Consider the following 22,287-nt stretch of genomic DNA (forward strand, 5'->3'; position numbering starts at 1 on the left):
TTATTCCCCCAGACATGCTGATGGGTCTTCCGTCTTCTGATACCCGTCCACACTTGTAATTCACCAATCAAATCGTAAATCAACTTTGGTCAAAAATCAAGACTGTATGACAAATATCCGCCAAAAACAGTAAAAACGGGAACTCCCTCAGGAGTCCCGTTTCATCTCTCACTCCGTAGAGTAGAGAATGGAGCTATTATTCAACAACATAATGGGTACTTTGTTACATATAATTTTTCAGATGCAGCAGTTAAATCCTCAACCTGTATTACGCAGCCCTGCAGCGATGCCATTGATTGTCAGCAACACTTCTCTGAGCAGTTCCGTATCGTCCTCACCACGTTCACGCATATCTCTGAGCTCACTCAGAAGCTGGACCTGCATGTAGGACAACGGATCAACATAAGGGTTACGAAGACGAATGGATTCTTGAATAACTGGTACATCATCCAGAATTTCAGCTTCTCCGGTAATTTTCAGAATAAGCTCTTTTGTAAGCTTGAATTCAGATTCGATTTGTCCATATATGCGATCCCGTGCTTCCTTGTTGGAAGTCATAGCTGAGTACTCTTTGGCAATTACCAGATCTGCCTTCGCTACAGCCATCTGAACCGTATCAATCAGCGTGCGGAAGAATGGGAAGCTTGCATACATTTCTTTTAGGACAACCAGATTTTCCTCTTTATCCTGATAGAAACTTTGTAGCCCTGTTCCTGCCGCATACCATGCTGGAAGCAGATAACGACTTTGCGTCCAAGCAAATACCCAAGGAATTGCTCTCAGATCTTCGAACTTGTCGCTACCTTTCCGTTTGGACGGACGCGAACCAATATTCAGTTCACCCACCTCTGGAAGCGGTGTGGATTCCTTGAAGAAGGTAAAGAAGTCCGGATCACGGAAAATCAAATCCTGATATTTCGTCAAAGATACTTGTGAAATCTCTTTGATGATGCTGTCCCAATGACGCTCGGATTCTGATTCTTGCGGCTCAAGACCATTCAGTGCTGCTGTAATCAGTGCAGAAGTTGCCTGCTCCAGACTACGGTATGCAATTCCCTGAAGGGAGTAACGAGAAGAAATAACCTCTCCCTGCTCTGTAATCTTGATGCCTCCACCAATGGTATGTGGTGGTTGAGCAAGAATACTGCGATTGAGTGGCATGCCGCCACGTCCAAGAGCTCCGCCACGTCCATGGAAGAACTTCAACTTAACGCCGTGTTCATTACCTACAGCCGTGATCGCATTCATTGCTACACGCAGTTCCCAGTTGGCTGTAACCACTCCACCATCCTTGTTACTGTCGGAATAACCTAGCATGATTTCATGTAGTTCATTCCGTCCTTTTACGCTTGCACGGTATACAGGAAGGTTAAATAGCTTCTGCATAATGTCCGAAGCCGCATGAAGGTCATCAATCGTTTCAAACAGCGGTACCGCTTGAAGTGTAGATACAACCTCACCATTGTTTCCTTTGGTGAATAAGCCTACTTCCTTGGCAAATACCATAACCTCCAGCAAGTCACTTGCGCCCTGTGTCATACTGATCAGGTAACTTGTGATACAGCCGGTCCCAAATTCGTTCTGGGCACGCTTAATGGTACGGAAAACATCCAGACACTCTTTGGTTCCCTCCGTGTATTGGTGATAAGGAGAAGTAAGCGGACGCGGATCATCAAGCAAACGAGCAAGCAGATCGATTTTACCGTCCTCAGTCAGACGCGCATAATCTTCTACAATGTTCATTTTCGCCAAAATCTCCGACATCGCATTTTCATGTTCCTGACTGTGCTGACGCACATCCAATGCTGCGGTATGGAAACCAAACAACTCAACTTGACGAATCATTTTGCGAATAGTTGTATCCGCTACGTAATCGGCAAAATGATGGCGCAGACTTCGATCAATAATCATCAGATCATCAATCAAATCCTGAGCGCTATGATAACGGTCAGCCTGACCTAATTTGTTCTCATCCAATACATTGTTCAACTTGGCAATCATATAGGCCAATTTGATGCGGTATGGCTCTTTTTCATTCCGCCACATATCCACTTTTTTCAACGTTACACAACTACGGTCCTGCTCAATCGACTGCACCAGCTCATCCGATACGTGGATGATGTTCGTGCTGAAGCTGAGATGGCCCATAAGTTCAATCATAATCCGTTGGTATTCACGCAAAGCGAGCTTGCGCTGCATCAACAACGTCTGCCATGTTACATCTGAAGTTACCGAAGGATTTCCATCCCGGTCTCCACCGATCCAGGAACCGAACCGCAAATACGTCGGCACATGCCAGTCATGGTCAGGGTAAAATTTGTTCAGGCAGCGTTCCAGCTCCTGATATACATCCGGAAGTACGTGGAACAACGTTTCATGAAAGTAGTACATCCCGTTCCGCACTTCATCGAGTACAGTCGGTTTGCGGTCGCGAAGTTCATCTGTCTGCCAGAGAGTAATAACCTCATTCAGCAGTTTCTCACGCAACTGTTCACGTTCACGCAACGTCAGCGTAGGATTATCAAGTAGCATGACATCTTCGGATATCCGTTTGTGGATGTCCAGAATAACCCGGCGCATGGCTTCGGTTGGGTGAGCTGTCATAACGAGTTCCAGCGACAAATCGTCGAGAATCTCTTCCACCTCTGTATGAGACAATCCACGTTCCTTAAGATCCTGTACTGCTTTCTCAATCGATCCTGGCTGCACAGCGTCCCCTGCAGAACGTTCATAATCCCGTTTACGCCGGATCCGATGGTTTTGTTCAGCAATATTAACTAATTGAAAATAAATAGCGAATGCCCGAATAACCTGATGACGATTGTCCGAGTCTAATTCCTGGATCATCGTTTTGAACTCTGCATAGAGTTCTGGCAGAAATTCTGCACGCAACGATTTGCTCGTTTCCCGAATCTTCTCAACGATATCTAGAAGCTCCGTGCCGCCTTGATGGACAAGAACTTCTCCGAGTATATTGCCCAGGAACCGCACGTCTCGCCGAAGCAGGTTGTTGGATTGGCTTTTGCTGGCGGTTACCATAGTTTCAGTCATGCTTATCCTCCCATCTGATCGTTCCATTCGTACACGCAAATTTGACACCTTCATAACATCATACAATAAAATGGTACGAAAATCTTCATTTTTCTACTAGAAAAAATGGGGATTATCCCCGATTTACAGCACAAAAACACGCTTTTTTATTCATTTTCTTGTTCTGCTTCAATTAATGGTCATATGCTGTCGCATGATACCTTTTTCACATACTTTAGATAAACCTAAAGTCTCATACCTATACCTAAAAACTCATAAATATACAATTAATTTAGATATGAGTAACCGTACATGTTTATAAGGTAAAACTGCATAATTTCATTATTTGTAACCAGGTTCATACAAAGAAACATGACCGGCAAAGCAAGCTTTTGTATACTTTACCACAGTGACGCAATAAATTAAAGATGTAAATATAATTTTCTTCATAGTACAGTCTGCTTTTTAGAAAAGTTTCTTATGTATTTCGCCCTAACATACTGTAATTAAGGGATAACTTTACAGATCATTCCTACATAGTTTTCTTGTCCTCTTGGGCAGATTAATCTGTAGCTCTAAAAAAAAGGAGGACTCAACTTAATGAAAAAAGCTACAACGATTATTGCTTCTGTGCTTCTCGTCGCCTCTTTAGCTGGTCCTGCTGCTGCTGATAATCATATGACCAAAGGAATGGACACCAACGGTTCACGTGTCCAGTCTTATCAGGACAGCAACTACATGAATCGCACAAATACCAACATGAACATGAACATGGATGGGAACTACCGCAACAATGGTGACTATCGTACGAACAGTGTTCGTGCTAACGCCGCAACAACCAATCGGGATAATGGCATGGATTGGGGCTGGCTCGGTCTGCTGGGACTCCTCGGTTTAGCAGGCATGCGTAGAAGAGTAACCGATCACAACGAGCGCTAATTGGCCCAGTTCCCAGTACTATAACTGATGCTCTAAAAGCATCTTCTTCCCAAATAGTAAACAAAAGAGCCAAGCGACCCTATTTTGCATACCGAGGTCGTTTTGGCTCTTTATAATAAACCTGTAAAGCTAAATAATATAACTGCTTCTTCGCGCATAAAAAAATAAAAAACCCTCCACATATGCGGAGAGTTTTTTATAAATAATGTAAGCGGGTGATGGGAATCGAACCCACGCTATTAGCTTGGAAGGCTAAAGTTCTACCATTGAACTACACCCGCATAATAACAATCGGGATGACACGATTTGAACATGCGACCCCCTGGTCCCAAACCAGGTGCTCTACCAAGCTGAGCTACATCCCGATATTAATGAAAATAATGGCGCGCCCTGAGAGATTCGAACTCCCGGCCTTTTGATTCGTAGTCAAACGCTCTATCCAGCTGAGCTAAGGGCGCAAATATTGGAGCGGAAGACGGGAATCGAACCCGCGACCCTCGCCTTGGCAAGGCGATGCTCTACCGCTGAGCCACTTCCGCAAATAAAGGATGCGCGTGGAGGGACTTGAACCCCCACGTCAAAGACGCTAGATCCTAAGTCTAGTGCGTCTGCCAATTCCGCCACACGCGCATATAATGGTGAGTCATGAAGGGCTCGAACCTTCGACACCCTGATTAAAAGTCAGGTGCTCTACCAACTGAGCTAATGACTCATAAAATGGCTGGGGATATAGGATTTGAACCTATGCATGACGGAGTCAAAGTCCGTTGCCTTACCGCTTGGCTAATCCCCAATAATTAGATGGTGGAGGCTGAGGGGATCGAACCCCCGACCCTCTGCTTGTAAGGCAGATGCTCTCCCAGCTGAGCTAAGCCTCCATCTATATGACCCGTAGGGGATTCGAACCCCTGTTACCTCCGTGAAAGGGAGGTGTCTTAACCCCTTGACCAACGGGCCCCATTTCCAAAGCTCTCAACCGGGATCGAACCGGTGACCTCATCCTTACCATGGATGCACTCTACCTACTGAGCTATGAGAGCAAATGGCTCCCCGAACAGGGCTCGAACCTGTGACAACTCGATTAACAGTCGAGTGCTCTACCAACTGAGCTATCAGGGAATAATATGCATTTGCAGGGCAAATGCAATTCATCGTACAACGTCCACATGCAGAGCCTGTTTTCTATGTATGATGAAAGAGTTCGCTTGGCGGCGTCCTACTCTCCCAGGACCCTGCGGTCCAAGTACCATCGGCGCTAGAGGGCTTAACGGTCGTGTTCGGGATGGGTACGTGTGGAACCCCTCCGCCATCGCCACCAAACGCATAGCTTACATTTCAGAGATCGTTCTCTGAAAACTAGATTCGAAACGAAACATGCGAATTACAACTTGCATATTTGGATAAGCCCTCGACCGATTAGTACTGGTCAGCTCCATGCATTGCTGCACTTCCACCCCCAGCCTATCTACCTCGTCGTCTTCAAGGGGTCTTACATACTGGGAAATCTCATCTTGAGGGGGGCTTCACGCTTAGATGCTTTCAGCGTTTATCCCGTCCGTACATAGCTACCCAGCGGTGCTCCTGGCGGAACAACTGGTACACCAGCGGTACGTCCATCCCGGTCCTCTCGTACTAAGGACAGCTCCTCTCAAATTTCCTACGCCCACGACAGATAGGGACCGAACTGTCTCACGACGTTCTGAACCCAGCTCGCGTACCGCTTTAATGGGCGAACAGCCCAACCCTTGGGACCTACTTCAGCCCCAGGATGCGATGAGCCGACATCGAGGTGCCAAACCTCCCCGTCGATGTGGACTCTTGGGGGAGATAAGCCTGTTATCCCCAGGGTAGCTTTTATCCGTTGAGCGATGGCCCTTCCATGCGGTACCACCGGATCACTAAGCCCGACTTTCGTCCCTGCTCGACTTGTAGGTCTCGCAGTCAAGCTCCCTTATGCCTTTGCACTCTTCGAATGATTTCCAACCATTCTGAGGGAACCTTTGGGCGCCTCCGTTACTCTTTAGGAGGCGACCGCCCCAGTCAAACTGCCCACCTGACACTGTCCCCGCACCGGATTACGGTACCAGGTTAGAACCTAGATACGATCAGGGTGGTATCCCAACGTTGCCTCCATGGAAGCTTGCGCTCCCACTTCAAAGGCTCCCACCTATCCTGTACAGATCGTACCCAAATTCAATATCAAGCTGCAGTAAAGCTCCATGGGGTCTTTCCGTCTTGTCGCGGGTAACCTGCATCTTCACAGGTATTAAAATTTCACCGGATCTCTCGTTGAGACAGCGCCCAAGTCGTTACGCCATTCGTGCGGGTCAGAATTTACCTGACAAGGAATTTCGCTACCTTAGGACCGTTATAGTTACGGCCGCCGTTTACTGGGGCTTCGGTTCACAGCTTCGGATTGCTCCTAACCACTCCCCTTAACCTTCCAGCACCGGGCAGGCGTCAGCCCGTATACTTCGCCTTACGGCTTCGCACAGACCTGTGTTTTTGCTAAACAGTCGCTTGGGCCTTTTCACTGCGGCCCCCTCGTGCTATTCACACTACCGGGGCACCCCTTCTCCCGAAGTTACGGGGTCATTTTGCCGAGTTCCTTAACGAGAGTTCTTCCGCGCGCCTTAGAATACTCTTCTCGCCTACCTGTGTCGGTTTGCGGTACGGGCACCTTCACCTGGCTAGAGGCTTTTCTTGGCAGTGTGAGATCATGACCTTCGCTACTACAATTTTCGCTCCCCATCACAGCTCAGCCTTATGATGTGCGGATTTGCCTACACATCAGCCTCACTGCTTAGACGGACATCCATCAGTCCGCGTCACTACCCTACTGCGTCCCCCCATTGCTCATAACGGCTTACGGTGGTACAGGAATTTCGACCTGTTGTCCTTCGACTACGCCTTTCGGCCTCGCCTTAGGTCCCGACTTACCCTGAGCGGACGAGCCTTCCTCAGGAACCCTTAGGCTTTCGGCGGATCAGATTCTCACTGATCTTTTCGTTACTCATACCGGCATTCTCACTTGTATAATGTCCAGCGCTCCTTACGGTACACCTTCAACCCTTATACAACGCTCCCCTACCCCTGATGCAAGCATCAAGCCATAGCTTCGGTGGTGTGTTTAGCCCCGTTACATTTTCGGCGCAGAGTCACTCGACCAGTGAGCTATTACGCACTCTTTCAATGGTGGCTGCTTCTAAGCCAACATCCTGGTTGTCTGTGCAACTCCACATCCTTTCCCACTTAACACACACTTGGGGACCTTAGCTGATGGTCTGGGCTGTTTCCCTTTTGACAATGGATCTTAGCACTCACTGTCTGACTCCCGGAAGTAAGTCTATGGCATTCGGAGTTTGACTGAGCTTGGTAACCCTTGCGGGCCCCGCACCCAATCAGTGCTCTACCTCCACGACTCTGTTTTCCGAGGCTAGCCCTAAAGCTATTTCGGGGAGAACCAGCTATCTCCGAGTTCGATTGGAATTTCTCCGCTACCCCCACCTCATCCCCGCACTTTTCAACGTGCGTGGGTTCGGGCCTCCAGTGCGTGTTACCGCACCTTCACCCTGGACAGGGGTAGATCACCCGGTTTCGGGTCTACGTCCACGTACTACATCGCCCTATTCAGACTCGCTTTCGCTGCGGCTCCGGCTCTTCACCTTAACCTTGCACGGGAACGTAACTCGCCGGTTCATTCTACAAAAGGCACGCCATCACCCCTAAAACGGGCTCTGACTTTTTGTAAGCACACGGTTTCAGGTTCTATTTCACTCCCCTTCCGGGGTGCTTTTCACCTTTCCCTCACGGTACTGCTTCACTATCGGTCGCTAGGAAGTATTTAGCCTTGGCAGATGGTCCTGCCGGATTCATACGGGGTTTCACGTGCCCCGCACTACTCGGGATCCGTCTCGGAGGGAACAGACTTTCAATTACAGGGCTTTTACCTTCTTTGGCGGGCCTTTCCAGACCTCTTCGCTTAACCGGTTCCTTTGTAACTCCATGTGAGACGTCCCACAACCCCAAAGAGCAAGCTCTCTGGTTTGGGCTTCTCCGCGTTCGCTCGCCGCTACTGACGGAATCACTATTGTTTTCTCTTCCTCAGGGTACTTAGATGTTTCAGTTCCCCTGGTATGCCTCTACATAACCTATGTATTCAGTTATGAGTAACTGGAAATTACCCCAGCTGGGTTTCCCCATTCGGACACCCCCGGATCAAAGCTTGCTTACAGCTCCCCGAGGCAGTTTCGTTGTTCGCCACGTCCTTCATCGGCTCCTAGCGCCTAGGCATCCTCCGTGTGCTCTTAGTAGCTTAACCAAATTGCTCCGGTTTCGATCGCTCGCTTCCCTTGTTTTGGACTGCGTCCAAAGCCAAAAGTCGCTCCCACTCGATACCATCGCAACAGCAATTAACTACCGTTTTTATTGAAACTTGTTATACACAAGTTCAGCTAAAAAGGAATGTTCTAATTCGCATTTACTTTCGTTTCGATATCTAGTTTTCAAAGAACAAACTTGTAAAACATTTTTGGTGGAGCCAAGCGGGATCGAACCGCTGACCTCCTGCTTGCAAGGCAGGCGCTCTCCCAGCTGAGCTATGGCCCCATATAAAGTTTTAAAGGTATAGATGGTGGGCCCTGGTGGACTCGAACCACCGGCCTCACCCTTATCAGAGGTGCGCTCTAACCAACTGAGCTAAGGGCCCACATTATATATACTTTTTTTGAACCCAGAATGGGTTACGCTTGGCGGCGTTCTACTCTCCCAGGACCCTGCGGTCCAAGTACCATTGACGCTGAAGGGCTTAACGGTCGTGTTCGGGATGGGAACGTGTGGAACCCCTTCGCTATCGCCACCAAACGTTTGAGAGTTTGAGCTCTCAAAACTGAGCAACGAGTGAGTGTTTTGCAGCTAAGCTGCATATTTGAATGTTTCCACGCGGGAAACGATTCTCCATAGAAAGGAGGTGATCCAGCCGCACCTTCCGATACGGCTACCTTGTTACGACTTCACCCCAATCATCTATCCCACCTTCGGCGGCTGGCTCCTTGCGGTTACCCCACCGACTTCGGGTGTTATAAACTCTCGTGGTGTGACGGGCGGTGTGTACAAGACCCGGGAACGTATTCACCGCGGCATGCTGATCCGCGATTACTAGCAATTCCGACTTCATGCAGGCGAGTTGCAGCCTGCAATCCGAACTGAGACCGGCTTTTTAGGATTCGTTCCACCTCGCGGCTTCACAGCCCGTTGTACCGGCCATTGTAGTACGTGTGTAGCCCAGGTCATAAGGGGCATGATGATTTGACGTCATCCCCACCTTCCTCCGGTTTGTCACCGGCAGTCACCTTAGAGTGCCCATCCGAAATGCTGGCAACTAAGATCAAGGGTTGCGCTCGTTGCGGGACTTAACCCAACATCTCACGACACGAGCTGACGACAACCATGCACCACCTGTCTAGCATGTCCCGAAGGAAAGGACTATCTCTAGCCCGGTCATGCTGATGTCAAGACCTGGTAAGGTTCTTCGCGTTGCTTCGAATTAAACCACATACTCCACTGCTTGTGCGGGTCCCCGTCAATTCCTTTGAGTTTCAGTCTTGCGACCGTACTCCCCAGGCGGAGTGCTTAATGTGTTAACTTCGGCACCAAGGGTATCGAAACCCCTAACACCTAGCACTCATCGTTTACGGCGTGGACTACCAGGGTATCTAATCCTGTTTGCTCCCCACGCTTTCGCGCCTCAGCGTCAGTTACAGCCCAGAGAGTCGCCTTCGCCACTGGTGTTCCTCCACATATCTACGCATTTCACCGCTACACGTGGAATTCCACTCTCCTCTTCTGCACTCAAGTCACCCAGTTTCCAGTGCGATCCGGGGTTGAGCCCCGGGATTAAACACCAGACTTAAATGACCGCCTGCGCGCGCTTTACGCCCAATAATTCCGGACAACGCTTGCCCCCTACGTATTACCGCGGCTGCTGGCACGTAGTTAGCCGGGGCTTTCTTCTCAGGTACCGTCACCTTGAGAGCAGTTACTCTCCCAAGCGTTCTTCCCTGGCAACAGAGCTTTACGATCCGAAAACCTTCATCACTCACGCGGCATTGCTCCGTCAGGCTTTCGCCCATTGCGGAAGATTCCCTACTGCTGCCTCCCGTAGGAGTCTGGGCCGTGTCTCAGTCCCAGTGTGGCCGATCACCCTCTCAGGTCGGCTACGCATCGTCGCCTTGGTGAGCCGTTACCCCACCAACTAGCTAATGCGCCGCAGGCCCATCCCCAAGTGACAGATTGCTCCGTCTTTCCAGTTTCCTTCAGGCGAAGAAAACAATTATTCGGTATTAGCTACCGTTTCCGGTAGTTGTCCCAAACTTGAGGGCAGGTTGCCTACGTGTTACTCACCCGTCCGCCGCTAAGTCTCAAAGAAGCAAGCTTCTTATCAACTCCGCTCGACTTGCATGTATTAGGCATGCCGCCAGCGTTCGTCCTGAGCCAGGATCAAACTCTCCAATAAAGTATTGAAAAGAGCGATAAGCTCATTTTGAATCTGACGAGATTAAACATCTCATTTGTGCTCCAGTCGATCCAAGCCAAGGCTTGTTTCAAACTTTCGCATTCATTCTGCAAGCAGAATGTTTACTCACTCGTTGTTCAGTTTTCAAAGATCAAACATCCAATTCAGTGCTGTTTTTCATGTTGTCGTCGTTTCAGCGGCGACTTTTATAATATATCATGTTCAAGTTCTCTTTGCAAGCATTATTTTTCGATTATTTTCAATCGTTTCATTTTCATGCTTGTTTTGGCGAACCGCTCCTAAAAAAGGAACGAAAATTAATTTACCATATGAATTTAGAAAGGTCAACCCTTTTTCGACAAAAAGTATGATCCCCTCAACAATTTCACACTTTCACGGTTCAGAGGTACAGCCCCCGCTATCAAGAGCCGCACCTCACTTCAACTACTGTGAATCGAATATATGACTAGCTGCAGCATTAAGGCTTCGACTTTTTCAGCTTCCCACCTCTTGCATACTTGGACAACTCTTTTGGCGGGGCAAATCGCGCATACATGCGGAACACAGTCTTATATCGGCTCGCAATGGCGTATTTAATCTCTTGGTCAAGACGATTATCACTCAGATCAAAAAGCATCTCATCTAATTCTTTACGCAGCACATAGTCTAGTTCCTTGCATTCCTTCTCGTTAAACAGCATACCCAGCATTAGAGTTCTCCTTTTTGTGCATAGCCTCTTTATCACACACCTTCACAAGTTCCATGCAGCACCCCGTGCATTCGCTTTTGTGAGTGCTGCTGGAACCCGTTTTATTGTTATGGTCAACTTTCTGAAAATTTATGAATGCCAACCATCACAAAATTTTAACCCCTCACCAGAGTATAGGTAAGTGTGCTTTCAATGATTGCTGCAACAAGAAGCAAGATAACAACCCAGAAGGATGCCGTTAACGTCCTATTCATGAATGCTCTCCACCGGGTACCCAACGTATTTCGTTTGTCACTTCCAAGTTCTACAAGACTTTTAATAACCAGACCACCAAACTTCAGTCCGAATGCGCAAGCAATAATAATGACGGGAATCTCAATAATGCCATGCGGAAGCAGGCCTTTAACCACAATATCATAGAAAGTTGCTCCATAATTCATGGTGGTGTGCACTACAAATCCAAGGACCATCCCATTGATTAGCAGGAAGATGACCGGCAGAATACCGAAAAATATACCAGCGTAGATGACGAGCACACTTTTGATTGCATTATTAAAAAAGATAAACAGGAAGAAGTTCCACTGCACATTCCCCCCCTGCTCCAGCCGCTCACTAACTTCACGTAATCCTCCGATTTGATTCAACAACAGTTCTTCCAGTGGCCCTGTGCTCACCCATCCTGTTCCTATTCCAACAGCAAACAATACCACGGACCAGATTAATGCACTGCGGATGGAACCAAGATCTCTAAGAAATGTACTGAATTTTAACATAATAACCTCCTGTAGAATCTAAAATGTTGGACAAACAAGGTGCCGTTACGAATAACTGGGGAGTACGAGCATACATTGGAGAGTAAACAAGCATTTCTTATGGGAGAGGGGCGCTTATTGAAATGAACTCGTTCTATGTATTTAGCGGCAAAAAGATTAAACGGTACCTGATTGTCCTCGTTGCTGCCATCTTTGCGATCGGTATTATTTATCTGGAGAGAGGCAATGTCTCCGTATTCTCGGAGGAAGCACCATCAGCCGTCTACAGCGTTCCAACCGAGAAGAAGGTAATTGCACTTACCTTTGACATTAGCTGGGGAGATAAACGGACAGAGCCGATTCTGAAAGTTCTTCAGGAGAATAAAGTGCAGAAGGCAACCTTTTTCCTTTCCTCCCCCTGGAGCAAGACACACCCCGAAATTGTTACTGCCATCAAAGAGGCAGGATATGAAATTGGCAGCCATGGTCACAGACATGAGAACTACAGCAGCCTGACCGAGGACGAAATTCGCAAAGAAATTTCGACAGCTCATAGCATTTTAACCGATTTAACGGGAAAAGAACCGAAATTACTGCGTCTGCCCAACGGGGACTTTGACAAGCGGGTGCTTCAGGTAGCCAATAGTCTGAATTATCAGGTTGTTCAGTGGGATACCGACTCTTTGGATTGGAAAAACCCCGGCGTACAGACCATTGTTGATCGCGTAGTAAGCAAAGCACATCCAGGGGACATCGTACTGCTGCATGCAAGCGATTCTTCTAAACAGACTCATGAGGCACTTCCTGTCATTATCGACAAATTAAAAAATCAGGGCTATGAATTCGTAACTGTATCTGAATTGCTTAACCATTCCAGTGTGGAAGGTAAGGAAGTTCGTGATCAAGCCAGTGGTCAGTAATTGGCAGATTGCCGGATCTACAGACTCTAAACGAGTTTAAAAGTTGAAAAGAGCTAACCAGGTTAGCTCTTTTTGGTATGTTTTATACTAAACGAAATTTATGCTCGACTTTCATTCAACTGTTCTGCCTTTCCACTTACGCTGGGCTTCGCTGCTACATCCACAAGCCTATGCAATATCAGCATTTGGTATGCATTACATAAGAGCAAGGGTACCACAATAAATATGGTTGCCGCATTCACATCAATACGCAATACGCCAATCGTCTCCACTATGGTGACCGCAATCATGAAGAACAGTGTAGGTACAAGCGCGGAGAGATGAGTCAGCTTCACTTTAACGTAAGCGGTAACAATTGCAGCCGCCAAAATAATGATACCCAACACAATATCCGACATGCGCTCCCGGTCTCCGCCAACAAACAGGCGTAAAAACATTACGTCAAGCAGCGCTAGAACCGTTAGTACAATCTGCACGATCTGCCAACTACGCTTAGGAAATACACCTTTACCCATGTAATTCAATATCAGATATGCAAAGAAACCCATTTGTGAATACACGCTGATCATAACCCCTGATCCAAATAGGATCAAAAGATACAGAAGAAAATCATTTAATCCATTTGTTTTCTCCCCGTTCACCAGCATCATAATCAATCCTGTACCTAATGCTCCCGCTGCCCCAATAAGCAAGGCTGTCCAAAACAGGAAAAACCATTTACGTAAATTCAAATGTTTTCCACCCCCGAGTGTTTATTTTACCAACCTTCTCAGCAAAAAACCATCATAGCTCAACATATTTCGCCCTTTCCCATCACATACTACATCCAGTATCTAATCAAGGAGGGATTGTACACATGAAACGGCCTTTGTGGCAGCTATGCTGTGTCGTACTGGGGCTATCCGTCATGCTTGCCGGCTGCGGTTCAGATCAGAGTTCTTCGCCTCCTCAGGGCAGTTATAAAGAGATGAAAACAATGGTTGTAGATATTTTGAAAAGTGACGAAGGCAAGAAAGCAGTGGAGGAAGCTCTTACAGGTCAGAGCTCATCCAGCGGAAACAGCAGTTCGGAAGAAGGTGGCGGTTCGGGTGGTGCTTCGGGATCCATTGGTATGAAAATGTTAATGCCTGTGCAATCTTCGGAACAAATACGTATTGCAGTAAAAGATACCATCACAGCTCCCGAATATAAGAAGGAATTCGAAAAGATTATGACTGATCCGCAGTTTGCGGGGGAATTTGCCAAGGTGATCAACGCACAAAGTAAACAACTTCATATGCAATTGATTAAAGATCCCACATATCAAAAGTCTGTTGAAGACATCATGAAGTCACCTGAGGTATCCAAAATGTTCATGGATATGACAAAGACTCCAGATTACCGTAAACAGACGATGACTGTCATGCAGGAAGTGATGCAAAACCCATTGTTCCGCATGGAAGTACTCACTTTGCTCAAGAAAGTTGTACAGGAAGAGTTGCAACCGAAAGTGGAAAGTGGCGGAAAACAGGGGGAAGAGCAAGGCGGACAGCAAGACGGTCAGGGCCAAGGTGGTAGTGATGGCGGAGATGGTGGAAGCAGTGGAGATTCGGGCAGCGGAGGTTCTTAAACAGTAGGTGTTTAATTGCGCACCACAGATACTGAAAAGCCTGCATCCAAGTGGACGCAGGCTTTACTTGTATTTATAACACCCAGCCCTTAAAACTGGGATTCAATGGACCGGGCCACTTCATCGTAGATAACCCCTATACGAGAATCTGCTTTGTAAACGGAAGGTGAGAAATCAGGCTCAGAAGGATGATTATCCGGCGTGCCTAGTGGAATCTGGGCAAGCAAGCTTGTGTGCAGACTTTCCGCAAGTCTTCCCCCGCCTCCACGTCCAAAGACATAATCCTTCTCGCCGCAACGGCCACATTCATAATAAGCCATGTTCTCAACCACACCAAGCAACTCATGATCGGTCTGAATGGCCATTGCACCCGCACGTGCAGCGACAAAAGCTGCTGTTGCATGTGGCGTGGTCACAATAATTTCCTTGCTCTGTGGCAACAACTGATGCACATCCAAAGCAACATCTCCCGTACCTGGTGGCAAATCCAGTAACATATAATCCAACTCGCCCCACTGGACATCAGTAAAGAATTGACGCAACATCCGGCCGAGCATGGGTCCTCGCCAGATCACTGGATTGTTCTCCCGAATAAAGAAGCCCATGGACATCACTTTGACTCCGAAACGTTCAACCGGTTGGATAACGCCATCTTCAACGACCGGATATTCTTCAATCCCCATCATGTCAGGTACACTGAAGCCGTAGATATCCGCATCAATCAAGCCTACTTTCTTGCCTTGACGTGCCAAGGCTGCAGCGAGATTAACGGTCACCGTTGATTTACCAACGCCACCTTTACCACTGGCCACTGCAATAAAACGAACCCCTGATTCAGGACTTAACAACTCATGTCCATCCAGACCCGCTGCGTGACCTTTTACGAGCACTTCGTCCCGATCCGGCTCTTTATCAGGTTGTCCCATATTCAGGCTCTCACGATCATGCTCAGAAGCTGCACGTACGCGAATATGTACATCCCTCAGTCCGTGCTGGGACAACAAATTACGTGCTGCATCACTCAAGGCTGTTGAATCCTCAGGTCGATTTTCCAGTGTCACTATGGTCAGAGCCACATGATTTTCTTTCACCATAATATCTCGAACCCATTCCAGTTCGGTCAGACTTACTCCCAATTGTGGTTCTTGTAATGGCTGTAATAGTTCAAGTATCTGTTCTTTTGATAACATCAGACAGCACCTCAGCTTTATCTATTGGCATGTAATTAGGTATGCTGATCCAATTATATCATTACCTTTCTTATTCTGACTAACTTTTAGGCCGTTCTCCTGAGGAATATCTGAGAATCCCATTATAGATCGATGCAGCTACCTTGCGTTGATAAGCTTCATCAGCAAGCATACGTGCCTCTTCCGGATGAGAAAGGAAGCCCACTTCTACCAGTGCTGAAGGAATCTTCAGAGCCTGTAACAGGTAAATCGTGTTTACCGTTTTGGCGATTCGATCTGTATTCTCCAGATTACGAACCATCTCTTGTTGAAGCAGATTAGCCAAACCTTCGTTATCCGGATGGTTAGGTGTATAGAAAACCTGCGCTCCACTCCATCGGTTGGATGGGACACTGTTCATGTGAATGCTAATAAAGAGATCTGCTTGCTTATCCTCTATGCGCCGTACTCTTTGTTTCAGATCTTCCGTCTTGCGTTTGGAGTACCCCTTGGTGTCCGCTTCTGCCAAATCCGTGTCTATCTCTCGTGTCATAACCACCAAGGCCCCTGCCTGCTGCAAATAATCTCTCACATACAAGGCGATAGACAGGTTAATATCTTTTTCAATAACCCCCTGCTTACTTACCGCTCCTCCATCTGGACCTCCGTGCCCTGCATCAATAGCAATGACTTTTCCTGCCATCGGTAAACTCCAGTAGCCTGACGTCTTGGCAGAAGGCAGCTCATAAGACATCACCGCCACTAACATGGCCAGCAGACAGAGGCTCAGCATGGCCCTTTTGATTGTTTTTAACCTAATCCAGACTACAAAGTGTTTCCCCATATTTTTACGCATAAAAAACCACCTCGTCCCTATAAATGACTCTAATCATCTATATGGGACAAGATGGACAATTATACCGCTAGGACGGGACTTGCTCCGCCATTCCTTCAATCAGCACCTCAGCTACCTCAGGACGTGTAAATTCAGGAGGAGGGCACTGACCGTCTCGGAGCAACCCACGTACTTCGGTGCCGGAAAGCGCCATATGGTGTTTCTTATCATGTGGACAAGTTTTGCTGGATGCCTAGTGCGTCTACAATCTCCATAGCGCTCTTTTGAATGTACTCATGAGTCCCGCTGGACCGGATTACGTGTCTGAAAGCCGACTACTGTCTTCCAACAATTGCTCCCGTTCTTTTCCTTGTACGACACGCTGAACCAGCGTACCTCCATGTGACAGAATTGATGTCATCTCGTCAGTTCCTTGTGTATCTATTATTTATGAAGGCCACATTCCGTTTTATCATTACCAGACCAACGTCCAGCACGAGGGTCCTCACCAGGCATAACCTGACGTGTGCAATGCTCACAGCCAATACTCGGGTAGTTCTGATCATGAAGAGGATTATACACAACGTTATTATCACGAATATATTGCCATACATCCTCTGTGGTCCAATGCGCAATCGGATTAAACTTCATCAGGCCAAATTTAGTATCATATTCAACCTTCTTGGAGTTTGCACGAGTTGGTGCTTGATCTCTACGAATACCTGTAATCCATGCATCATACTGAGAAAGAATTCGTGTTAACGGTTCGACTTTGCGAATGTTACAGCACGCATTTGGATCAGACTTCCACAATTCTTCACCGTGTTGAGCTGCCTGTTCTTCCGGAGTAATCTTAGGAGACACGCGTACAAATTCAAGGTTGTAGTTCTCTTGCATCTTATCCCGTGTTTCGTATGTTTCTTTGAAGTGGAAATCAGTATCCAAATAAAAAATATCTGTCGATGGGCTGATCTTCTGCAACATATCTACAAGTACAACATCTTCCGCACCAAAGCTACATGCAAAAGTGATATTAGGAAATGTTTCAATAGCATACCGAATAATATCCTCTGGACTCGCAAGCTCCAGTTCCTCTGCCTTCGTGCGCGCCAATTCTTCTTTCTCCAATAAGTTCATCTGCGTATTTTCCCCCATTCTGCATTTCAATACACGTTAAAGCCGACTAATCTAATATGAATTATGTTTAGTATAAATCTTTCATTGCGGATGTCAATGCCTGCCATATGGTAAAATAGATCATTTTTTTCTCTTTTTGATCGTTGCTATCGCAAATAATTTGGTTCAATTTATCCTTTTCTCTGTTCATGAGATAAAAAATGAACTTGGCCCAAGTCATTGGGCTGGGTAGAATACATTTCATAGCCTAGAAATGCTTTGCTGGTGCTGAGTTTGAACAGTTTATATCGCCAGGAAAAGCATCAGATTATCAATCATCGATTAACATGAAATAAAGAGAAGAAGAAGTTATAAGGAGTTCAGCGTGACAACATATATCATATGATATGTGAGAGACTTTTATGGTTTCCATAAGAAAAACTGATGAAATTTAAAGTGAAGAATAAATTTTGAAGAGCAAACCGAATACATTCAATAAAGCAGGCTTGAGCCCTAATAGATGATTTTATAAAGAGCTGTTTTAGAACGTGTGGGAAACGATGGGAATGAGCATAGCGTATCATCATAAACGATTTATGAGGTGTAGTGAGGTTTAATAAGAAGTATTAACTCAGATATGAAAAAACTGTATTAAGGAACATTAATGAAGATATTTAACACATATGATGCGACAATGAACAGTCATGCGGACACATATGAGTGTTATGGCATAAGCGGATATATATATTATATGCAAAATCTTCATGAAGATATAAAAAAGCCTTTGGCCGAGGCCAAAGGCTTTTAATATTAACGTTTGGAGAACTGAGGTGCGCGACGAGCCGCTTTAAGACCGTATTTTTTACGCTCTTTCATACGTGGGTCACGAGTCAGGAATCCTGCTTTTTTCAGGGATGCACGGTATTCCGGATCTGCTTTGAGCAGAGCGCGGGAGATACCATGACGGATTGCGCCGGCTTGACCGGAGATTCCGCCACCATGAGCAATAACAAGAACGTCATAGTTGTTGAGCGTTTCTGTCAAGTTCAGTGGTTGTTTTACGATCAGTTTGAGTGTTTCCAAACCGAAGTATTCATTAATATCACGTTTATTGATGACAATGCGTCCTTCACCCGGTACAAGGCGAACACGTGCTACCGAATGTTTACGACGACCTGTCCCATAGTATTGTACTTGTGCCATGAAACTGTCCTCCTTTTAATTAACCGCGAAGTTCGTAAACTTCTGGTTTTTGTGCTGCATGTGGATGCTCAGTGCCTCTGTACGCTTTAAGTCTCAACTTCATTTTCTCGCCCATGCGAGTTTTAGGAAGCATACCGCGAACAGCCAATTCCAACATACGCTCAGGTTTGTTTTTAACCATCTCTTCAGCAGTAGTTACTTTCAAACCACCTGGGTGCATCGAGTGACGGTAGTATTTTTTACCTTGCATTTTCTTACCAGTCAATACGATTTTCTCAGCATTGATGATAACAACGAAATCGCCAGTGTCCACATGTGGAGTGAATTGTGGCTTGTGTTTGCCGCGAATCAAAGCAGCTGCTTCGCTCGCCAAACGTCCGAGGGTTTTGCCTTCAGCATCAATGATGTGCCATTGGCGCTCAACTTCGTTAGGCTTCGCCATGTACGTAGTACGCATGAAAAGTTCCTCCTTAAAATGTTCAAAATCATCATTTTCATTTATCTTCGTTCGTTAAGTTATTACTTTAGGTGTTGATGGATTGTAAATTTGATGTGAACCTCTTAATTGGGGCTGTGGGAAAGCCATTAAGAAAACACAACTTTTATATTACATGATAGGCGATTAAATCGCAAGTGTTAATTAAGCTTTTCACTCACCAATTTTAATCCTTTGTATATTCAAGATCCCAGAGCATTAAACCGCAGCTAACTGCAGTAGGTCCTGCAGCAGATCGATTACATGCAGCAATCATATTCGGTACATCAGAGGCTTTCCGTTTGCCCTCTCCGATTTCCAGCAGTGTGCCTACAATGATTCGAACCATATGCTGCAAAAAACCGTTACCACTCACATAAATGTGAATGACACCCTGATCACGCGGATGGTCTCTGCACATTGATCGGTCCACTTCAATCCATGCTTCGTATACCGAACGGACATGATTCTCTTTCTGAGACTTGCGTGAAGCAAAAGAGGTATAATCATAGGTCCCTATGAAATGTCGTAAGGCCTCCTGCATTGCCGTAATATCAAGCTTCGCATGATGATGATACTGCAGTCTTCTGTTGAATACATCCGGAAACTGATTCGCATTGACTGTGTAACGATATGTTTTCTTTTTCGCTGCATAGCGAGAATGAAAATCAGCCGAAACTTCAATCGCATCAATAACGACAATATCGGAGGGTAATCTGGAGTTGAGTGCAATACACCAACGTTCAATCGGGATCTGGGATTCCGTAGGAAAATTGAAGATCTGTCTGCGAGCGTGAACGCCTGCATCTGTTCGGCCTGAACCTGTAATTTTAACCTTCTCACCGGTTAAAGCACGAATCGCATCTTCAAGATGATCCTGAATGGTATTCCCACCCGGCTGTACTTGGAAGCCGTAATAGGCAGTGCCATCATAAGTTAACGTCATACATAAGTTCCGCATTAATACCACACCTTTGTTCCATACTATACATATCCCTATCCCGAACAGCAAAAGAAGCCCCTTACGGAGCTTCTATTACAGCACGAATTCCGAAATGAAGAGAAAAAAAGGGTTAATCCAGAATCGTTGATTCTGTCCCCTTTCCTCATCTCATCTGTTTTACGCGCGGTCTACCAGTTCCAAGTAAACCATTGGCGCTGCGTCACCACGACGAGGTCCCAGTTTCAAGATACGAGTGTATCCACCTGGACGCTCAGCGTAACGACCGGACAATTCGCTAAACAGTTTTTGGATTGCATCTTGCTCACCATCGATAGTTTCGCGGCGAACATAAGCTGCCACTTGGCGACGGGCATGAAGATCTCCCTTTTTCGCTTTAGTGATCAGTTTTTCAGCAATAGAGCGAACCTCTTTTGCTTTCGCTTCAGTTGTCTGAATGCGTTCGTATAAGAACAGGTCGGTTACCAGGTCACGGAACAAAGCTTTACGTGCGCTGGAATTACGGCCCAACTTTTGGTATGCCATTGTTTTCCCTCCTTCACTTCAAGCACTCGGCTGTCTATTCTTCTGTACGGAGTCCCAAACCAAGTTCCTCAAGCTTCTCTTGAACTTCTTCCAAAGACTTGCGTCCGAGGTTACGGACTTTCATCATGTCTTCTTCCGTTTTCGTAGTCAGCTCTTGCACGGTATTAATACCGGCACGTTTGAGGCAGTTGTAGGAACGAACAGAGAGATCCAGCTCTTCGATCGTCATTTCGAGTACTTTTTCTTTTTTGTCTTCTTCTTTTTCGACCATGATCTCTGCATCTTTCGCCTCGTCTGTAAGACCCACGAAGAGCATCAAATGCTCAGTCAAAATTTTAGCGCCAAGGCTTACAGCCTCTTCAGGACGAATACTTCCATCAGTCCAAACTTCCAACGTGAGCTTGTCATAGTTGGTCACTTGACCGACACGCGTATTTTCCACAGCGTAGTTAACGCGACTGATCGGGGTGAAGATGGAATCGACTGGGATGACGCCGATCGGCTGGTCATCGCGTTTATTCCGATCTGCCTGGACGTAGCCGCGACCGCGATTGGCAAAAATACGCATGTGAAGTCTCGAACCTGGTCCGAGCGTAGCGATGTGCAGATCCGGGTTAAGGATTTCCACATCGGAGTCAGCACGGATATCTCCAGCCGTAATTGCTCCTTCGCCTTCAGCATCAATCTCGAGCACTTTCTCCTCATCCGAATGAATCTTAAGCGACAAAGCTTTCAGGTTAAGAATAACCTCCGTAACATCTTCCATTACGCCAGGAACTGTAGCAAATTCATGCAGAACGCCATCGATTTGAACCGAAGACACTGCCGCACCCGGCAGTGACGAGAGCAAGATTCGGCGAAGCGAGTTTCCAAGCGTCGTACCGTATCCGCGCTCAAGCGGTTCTACTACGAATTTCCCATAGGTGCCATCATCGTTGACGTCTACCGTCTCAATTTTCGGCTTTTCGATTTCAATCACTGCAATACCCCTCCTTCAAAACGTCGGTCCTCTATGAAACATTTACCTTCTCTTGCGAAAACATGTAGTAGTATGCCTAAACAACCATTATTAGCAGATTGTGCCGGAAATATACCACACGCAGGGGCAAATCTCATTAGACACGACGACGTTTTGGAGGACGGCATCCGTTATGCGGGACTGGAGTTACGTCTTTGATCAGGTTAACTTCAAGACCAGCAGCTTGCAAAGAGCGGATCGCTGCTTCACGGCCTGCGCCTGGTCCTTTAACCATAACCTCAACGGCTTTCATCCCATGTTCCATTGCAGCTTTGGCAGCAGTCTCAGCAGCCATTTGTGCAGCAAACGGAGTCGATTTACGGGAACCTCTGAATCCGAGACCGCCGGAGCTTGCCCACGAAATTGCATTTCCGTGAGGATCCGTAATAGTAACGATAGTGTTATTGAAAGTGGAACGGATATGTGCCACGCCAGATTCAATATTCTTACGGTCACGACGTTTAGTACGTACGACTTTTTTCGGTTTAGCCATTTTCTCTTATCCCCCCTTA

Annotated in this window: 16 protein-coding genes, 13 tRNA genes, 4 rRNA genes and 1 pseudogene; 3 read left to right on the forward strand and 31 right to left on the reverse strand. The window is 46.6% G+C overall.

Annotated elements, in window-relative coordinates; genetic code table 11:
• Positions 1-258 precede the first annotated feature (258 nt).
• Positions 259-3,051 carry a phosphoenolpyruvate carboxylase gene (gene ppc / locus MKY85_RS26125; RefSeq protein ID WP_339237973.1) on the reverse strand — a complete coding sequence of 931 codons (2,793 nt, stop codon included), beginning with the start codon at positions 3,049-3,051 and terminating at the stop codon, positions 259-261.
• A gap of 579 nt (positions 3,052-3,630) precedes the next feature.
• On the opposite strand from ppc, the gene MKY85_RS26130 reads away from it, so the two are divergent.
• A complete protein-coding gene (locus tag MKY85_RS26130) occupies positions 3,631-3,969 on the forward strand; it encodes a WGxxGxxG family protein (protein WP_339237975.1) in 339 nt (112 codons plus the stop codon).
• A 210-nt stretch (positions 3,970-4,179) separates the two neighbouring features.
• Here the strand turns inward: MKY85_RS26130 and MKY85_RS26135 are convergent.
• The 19 genes from MKY85_RS26135 to MKY85_RS26225 all read right to left on the reverse strand — a co-directional run bounded on the left by MKY85_RS26135 (position 4,180) and on the right by MKY85_RS26225 (position 11,965).
• Positions 4,180-4,250 (reverse strand) — tRNA-Gly (locus tag MKY85_RS26135).
• Positions 4,251-4,260: 10 nt separating this feature from the next.
• A tRNA-Pro gene (locus MKY85_RS26140) sits at positions 4,261-4,334 on the reverse strand.
• A gap of 16 nt (positions 4,335-4,350) precedes the next feature.
• Positions 4,351-4,427, reverse strand: a tRNA-Arg gene (locus MKY85_RS26145).
• 6 nt (positions 4,428-4,433) lie between these two features.
• Positions 4,434-4,508, reverse strand: a tRNA-Gly gene (locus tag MKY85_RS26150).
• Positions 4,509-4,518: 10 nt separating this feature from the next.
• A tRNA-Leu gene (locus MKY85_RS26155) sits at positions 4,519-4,599 on the reverse strand.
• 6 nt (positions 4,600-4,605) lie between these two features.
• Positions 4,606-4,681: transfer RNA gene (locus tag MKY85_RS26160), tRNA-Lys, on the reverse strand.
• 6 nt (positions 4,682-4,687) lie between these two features.
• Positions 4,688-4,762: transfer RNA gene (locus MKY85_RS26165), tRNA-Gln, on the reverse strand.
• Positions 4,763-4,771: 9 nt separating this feature from the next.
• Positions 4,772-4,847: transfer RNA gene (locus MKY85_RS26170), tRNA-Val, on the reverse strand.
• Positions 4,848-4,854: 7 nt separating this feature from the next.
• A tRNA-Glu gene (locus tag MKY85_RS26175) sits at positions 4,855-4,926 on the reverse strand.
• Positions 4,927-4,936: 10 nt separating this feature from the next.
• Positions 4,937-5,009 (reverse strand) — tRNA-Thr (locus MKY85_RS26180).
• A gap of 3 nt (positions 5,010-5,012) precedes the next feature.
• Positions 5,013-5,088: transfer RNA gene (locus MKY85_RS26185), tRNA-Asn, on the reverse strand.
• An 84-nt stretch (positions 5,089-5,172) separates the two neighbouring features.
• Positions 5,173-5,289: ribosomal RNA gene (gene rrf, locus MKY85_RS26190) — 5S ribosomal RNA — on the reverse strand.
• Positions 5,290-5,365: 76 nt separating this feature from the next.
• Positions 5,366-8,290 (reverse strand): 23S ribosomal RNA (locus MKY85_RS26195).
• 211 nt (positions 8,291-8,501) lie between these two features.
• Positions 8,502-8,577, reverse strand: a tRNA-Ala gene (locus tag MKY85_RS26200).
• 23 nt (positions 8,578-8,600) lie between these two features.
• Positions 8,601-8,677: transfer RNA gene (locus tag MKY85_RS26205), tRNA-Ile, on the reverse strand.
• A gap of 38 nt (positions 8,678-8,715) precedes the next feature.
• Positions 8,716-8,832 (reverse strand): 5S ribosomal RNA (gene rrf, locus MKY85_RS26210).
• Positions 8,833-8,931: 99 nt separating this feature from the next.
• A 16S ribosomal RNA gene (locus tag MKY85_RS26215) occupies positions 8,932-10,483 on the reverse strand.
• Together the 16S, 23S and 5S rRNA genes with 13 tRNA genes alongside form the textbook arrangement of a ribosomal RNA operon.
• Before the next feature lie 478 nt (positions 10,484-10,961).
• A complete protein-coding gene (locus tag MKY85_RS26220) occupies positions 10,962-11,192 on the reverse strand; it encodes a hypothetical protein (RefSeq protein WP_017692114.1) in 231 nt (76 codons plus the stop codon).
• Between the two features lie 155 nt (positions 11,193-11,347).
• A complete protein-coding gene (locus MKY85_RS26225) occupies positions 11,348-11,965 on the reverse strand; it encodes a stage II sporulation protein M (RefSeq protein ID WP_339257556.1) in 618 nt (205 codons plus the stop codon).
• Between the two features lie 122 nt (positions 11,966-12,087).
• Here MKY85_RS26225 and pdaB point away from each other — a divergent pair, with 122 nt between their 5' ends.
• Positions 12,088-12,864, forward strand: coding sequence for a polysaccharide deacetylase family sporulation protein PdaB (gene pdaB, locus MKY85_RS26230; RefSeq protein ID WP_342571129.1), 777 nt, complete (start codon positions 12,088-12,090; stop codon positions 12,862-12,864).
• Between the two features lie 98 nt (positions 12,865-12,962).
• On the opposite strand, the gene MKY85_RS26235 is transcribed toward pdaB, so the two are convergent.
• Complete coding sequence (locus MKY85_RS26235) at positions 12,963-13,595, reverse strand: KinB-signaling pathway activation protein (protein WP_342571130.1); 633 nt, start codon at positions 13,593-13,595, stop codon at positions 12,963-12,965.
• A 125-nt stretch (positions 13,596-13,720) separates the two neighbouring features.
• Here MKY85_RS26235 and gerD point away from each other — a divergent pair, with 125 nt between their 5' ends.
• On the forward strand, positions 13,721-14,473 hold the full coding sequence (gerD, locus tag MKY85_RS26240) for a spore germination lipoprotein GerD (protein ID WP_339237981.1): 753 nt from the start codon (positions 13,721-13,723) through the stop codon (positions 14,471-14,473).
• An 89-nt stretch (positions 14,474-14,562) separates the two neighbouring features.
• Here the strand turns inward: gerD and MKY85_RS26245 are convergent, their stop codons facing one another.
• From MKY85_RS26245 to rpsK, 10 genes and pseudogenes are all read right to left on the reverse strand, one after another.
• Positions 14,563-15,663, reverse strand: coding sequence for an Mrp/NBP35 family ATP-binding protein (locus MKY85_RS26245; protein ID WP_339237983.1), 1,101 nt, complete (start codon positions 15,661-15,663; stop codon positions 14,563-14,565).
• 79 nt (positions 15,664-15,742) lie between these two features.
• The gene (gene cwlD, locus MKY85_RS26250) at positions 15,743-16,498 is read right to left on the reverse strand and encodes an N-acetylmuramoyl-L-alanine amidase CwlD (protein WP_342571131.1); all 756 of its coding nucleotides are present in this window, start codon (positions 16,496-16,498) and stop codon (positions 15,743-15,745) included.
• A 67-nt stretch (positions 16,499-16,565) separates the two neighbouring features.
• A pseudogene (sat, locus tag MKY85_RS26255) lies at positions 16,566-16,730 on the reverse strand (sulfate adenylyltransferase); the annotation flags it as partial.
• 191 nt (positions 16,731-16,921) lie between these two features.
• Complete coding sequence (locus MKY85_RS26260; protein ID WP_339237987.1) at positions 16,922-17,614, reverse strand: phosphoadenylyl-sulfate reductase; 693 nt, start codon at positions 17,612-17,614, stop codon at positions 16,922-16,924.
• Between the two features lie 789 nt (positions 17,615-18,403).
• Positions 18,404-18,796 carry a 30S ribosomal protein S9 gene (gene rpsI / locus MKY85_RS26265; protein ID WP_017692105.1) on the reverse strand — a complete coding sequence of 131 codons (393 nt, stop codon included), beginning with the start codon at positions 18,794-18,796 and terminating at the stop codon, positions 18,404-18,406.
• 19 nt (positions 18,797-18,815) lie between these two features.
• Positions 18,816-19,253 (reverse strand): 50S ribosomal protein L13, encoded by a 438-nt coding sequence (gene rplM / locus MKY85_RS26270; protein ID WP_024633564.1) that lies wholly within the window; start codon positions 19,251-19,253, stop codon positions 18,816-18,818.
• A gap of 205 nt (positions 19,254-19,458) precedes the next feature.
• Positions 19,459-20,232 (reverse strand): tRNA pseudouridine(38-40) synthase TruA, encoded by a 774-nt coding sequence (truA, locus tag MKY85_RS26275; RefSeq protein ID WP_339237989.1) that lies wholly within the window; start codon positions 20,230-20,232, stop codon positions 19,459-19,461.
• A gap of 159 nt (positions 20,233-20,391) precedes the next feature.
• Positions 20,392-20,757: a 50S ribosomal protein L17 gene (gene rplQ, locus MKY85_RS26280; RefSeq protein WP_017692102.1), complete on the reverse strand. Its 366-nt coding sequence runs from the start codon at positions 20,755-20,757 to the stop codon at positions 20,392-20,394.
• 34 nt (positions 20,758-20,791) lie between these two features.
• On the reverse strand, positions 20,792-21,736 hold the full coding sequence (locus MKY85_RS26285) for a DNA-directed RNA polymerase subunit alpha (RefSeq protein WP_017692101.1): 945 nt from the start codon (positions 21,734-21,736) through the stop codon (positions 20,792-20,794).
• A 136-nt stretch (positions 21,737-21,872) separates the two neighbouring features.
• Positions 21,873-22,268 (reverse strand): 30S ribosomal protein S11, encoded by a 396-nt coding sequence (gene rpsK, locus MKY85_RS26290; protein ID WP_017692100.1) that lies wholly within the window; start codon positions 22,266-22,268, stop codon positions 21,873-21,875.
• Positions 22,269-22,287 lie beyond the last annotated feature (19 nt).

This window comes from Paenibacillus sp. FSL R5-0749 (genome assembly GCF_038595085.1).
In the GTDB taxonomy this organism is placed as follows: domain Bacteria; phylum Bacillota; class Bacilli; order Paenibacillales; family Paenibacillaceae; genus Paenibacillus.

Excerpts from the sequence above, each read along its gene's own strand:
- ppc (WP_339237973.1), bottom strand. The coding sequence starts at position 3,051 with ATGACTGAAACTATGGTAACCGCCAGCAAAAGCCAATCCAACAACCTG.
- MKY85_RS26130 (WP_339237975.1), top strand. The coding sequence starts at position 3,631 with ATGAAAAAAGCTACAACGATTATTGCTTCTGTGCTTCTCGTCGCCTCT.
- MKY85_RS26220 (WP_017692114.1), bottom strand. The coding sequence starts at position 11,192 with ATGCTGGGTATGCTGTTTAACGAGAAGGAATGCAAGGAACTAGACTAT.
- MKY85_RS26225 (WP_339257556.1), bottom strand. The coding sequence starts at position 11,965 with ATGTTAAAATTCAGTACATTTCTTAGAGATCTTGGTTCCATCCGCAGT.
- pdaB (WP_342571129.1), top strand. The coding sequence starts at position 12,088 with ATGAACTCGTTCTATGTATTTAGCGGCAAAAAGATTAAACGGTACCTG.
- gerD (WP_339237981.1), top strand. The coding sequence starts at position 13,721 with ATGAAACGGCCTTTGTGGCAGCTATGCTGTGTCGTACTGGGGCTATCC.
- MKY85_RS26245 (WP_339237983.1), bottom strand. The coding sequence starts at position 15,663 with ATGTTATCAAAAGAACAGATACTTGAACTATTACAGCCATTACAAGAA.
- cwlD (WP_342571131.1), bottom strand. The coding sequence starts at position 16,498 with ATGCGTAAAAATATGGGGAAACACTTTGTAGTCTGGATTAGGTTAAAA.
- MKY85_RS26260 (WP_339237987.1), bottom strand. The coding sequence starts at position 17,614 with ATGAACTTATTGGAGAAAGAAGAATTGGCGCGCACGAAGGCAGAGGAA.
- rpsI (WP_017692105.1), bottom strand. The coding sequence starts at position 18,796 with ATGGCACAAGTACAATACTATGGGACAGGTCGTCGTAAACATTCGGTA.
- rplM (WP_024633564.1), bottom strand. The coding sequence starts at position 19,253 with ATGCGTACTACGTACATGGCGAAGCCTAACGAAGTTGAGCGCCAATGG.
- truA (WP_339237989.1), bottom strand. The coding sequence starts at position 20,232 with ATGCGGAACTTATGTATGACGTTAACTTATGATGGCACTGCCTATTAC.
- rplQ (WP_017692102.1), bottom strand. The coding sequence starts at position 20,757 with ATGGCATACCAAAAGTTGGGCCGTAATTCCAGCGCACGTAAAGCTTTG.
- rpsK (WP_017692100.1), bottom strand. The coding sequence starts at position 22,268 with ATGGCTAAACCGAAAAAAGTCGTACGTACTAAACGTCGTGACCGTAAG.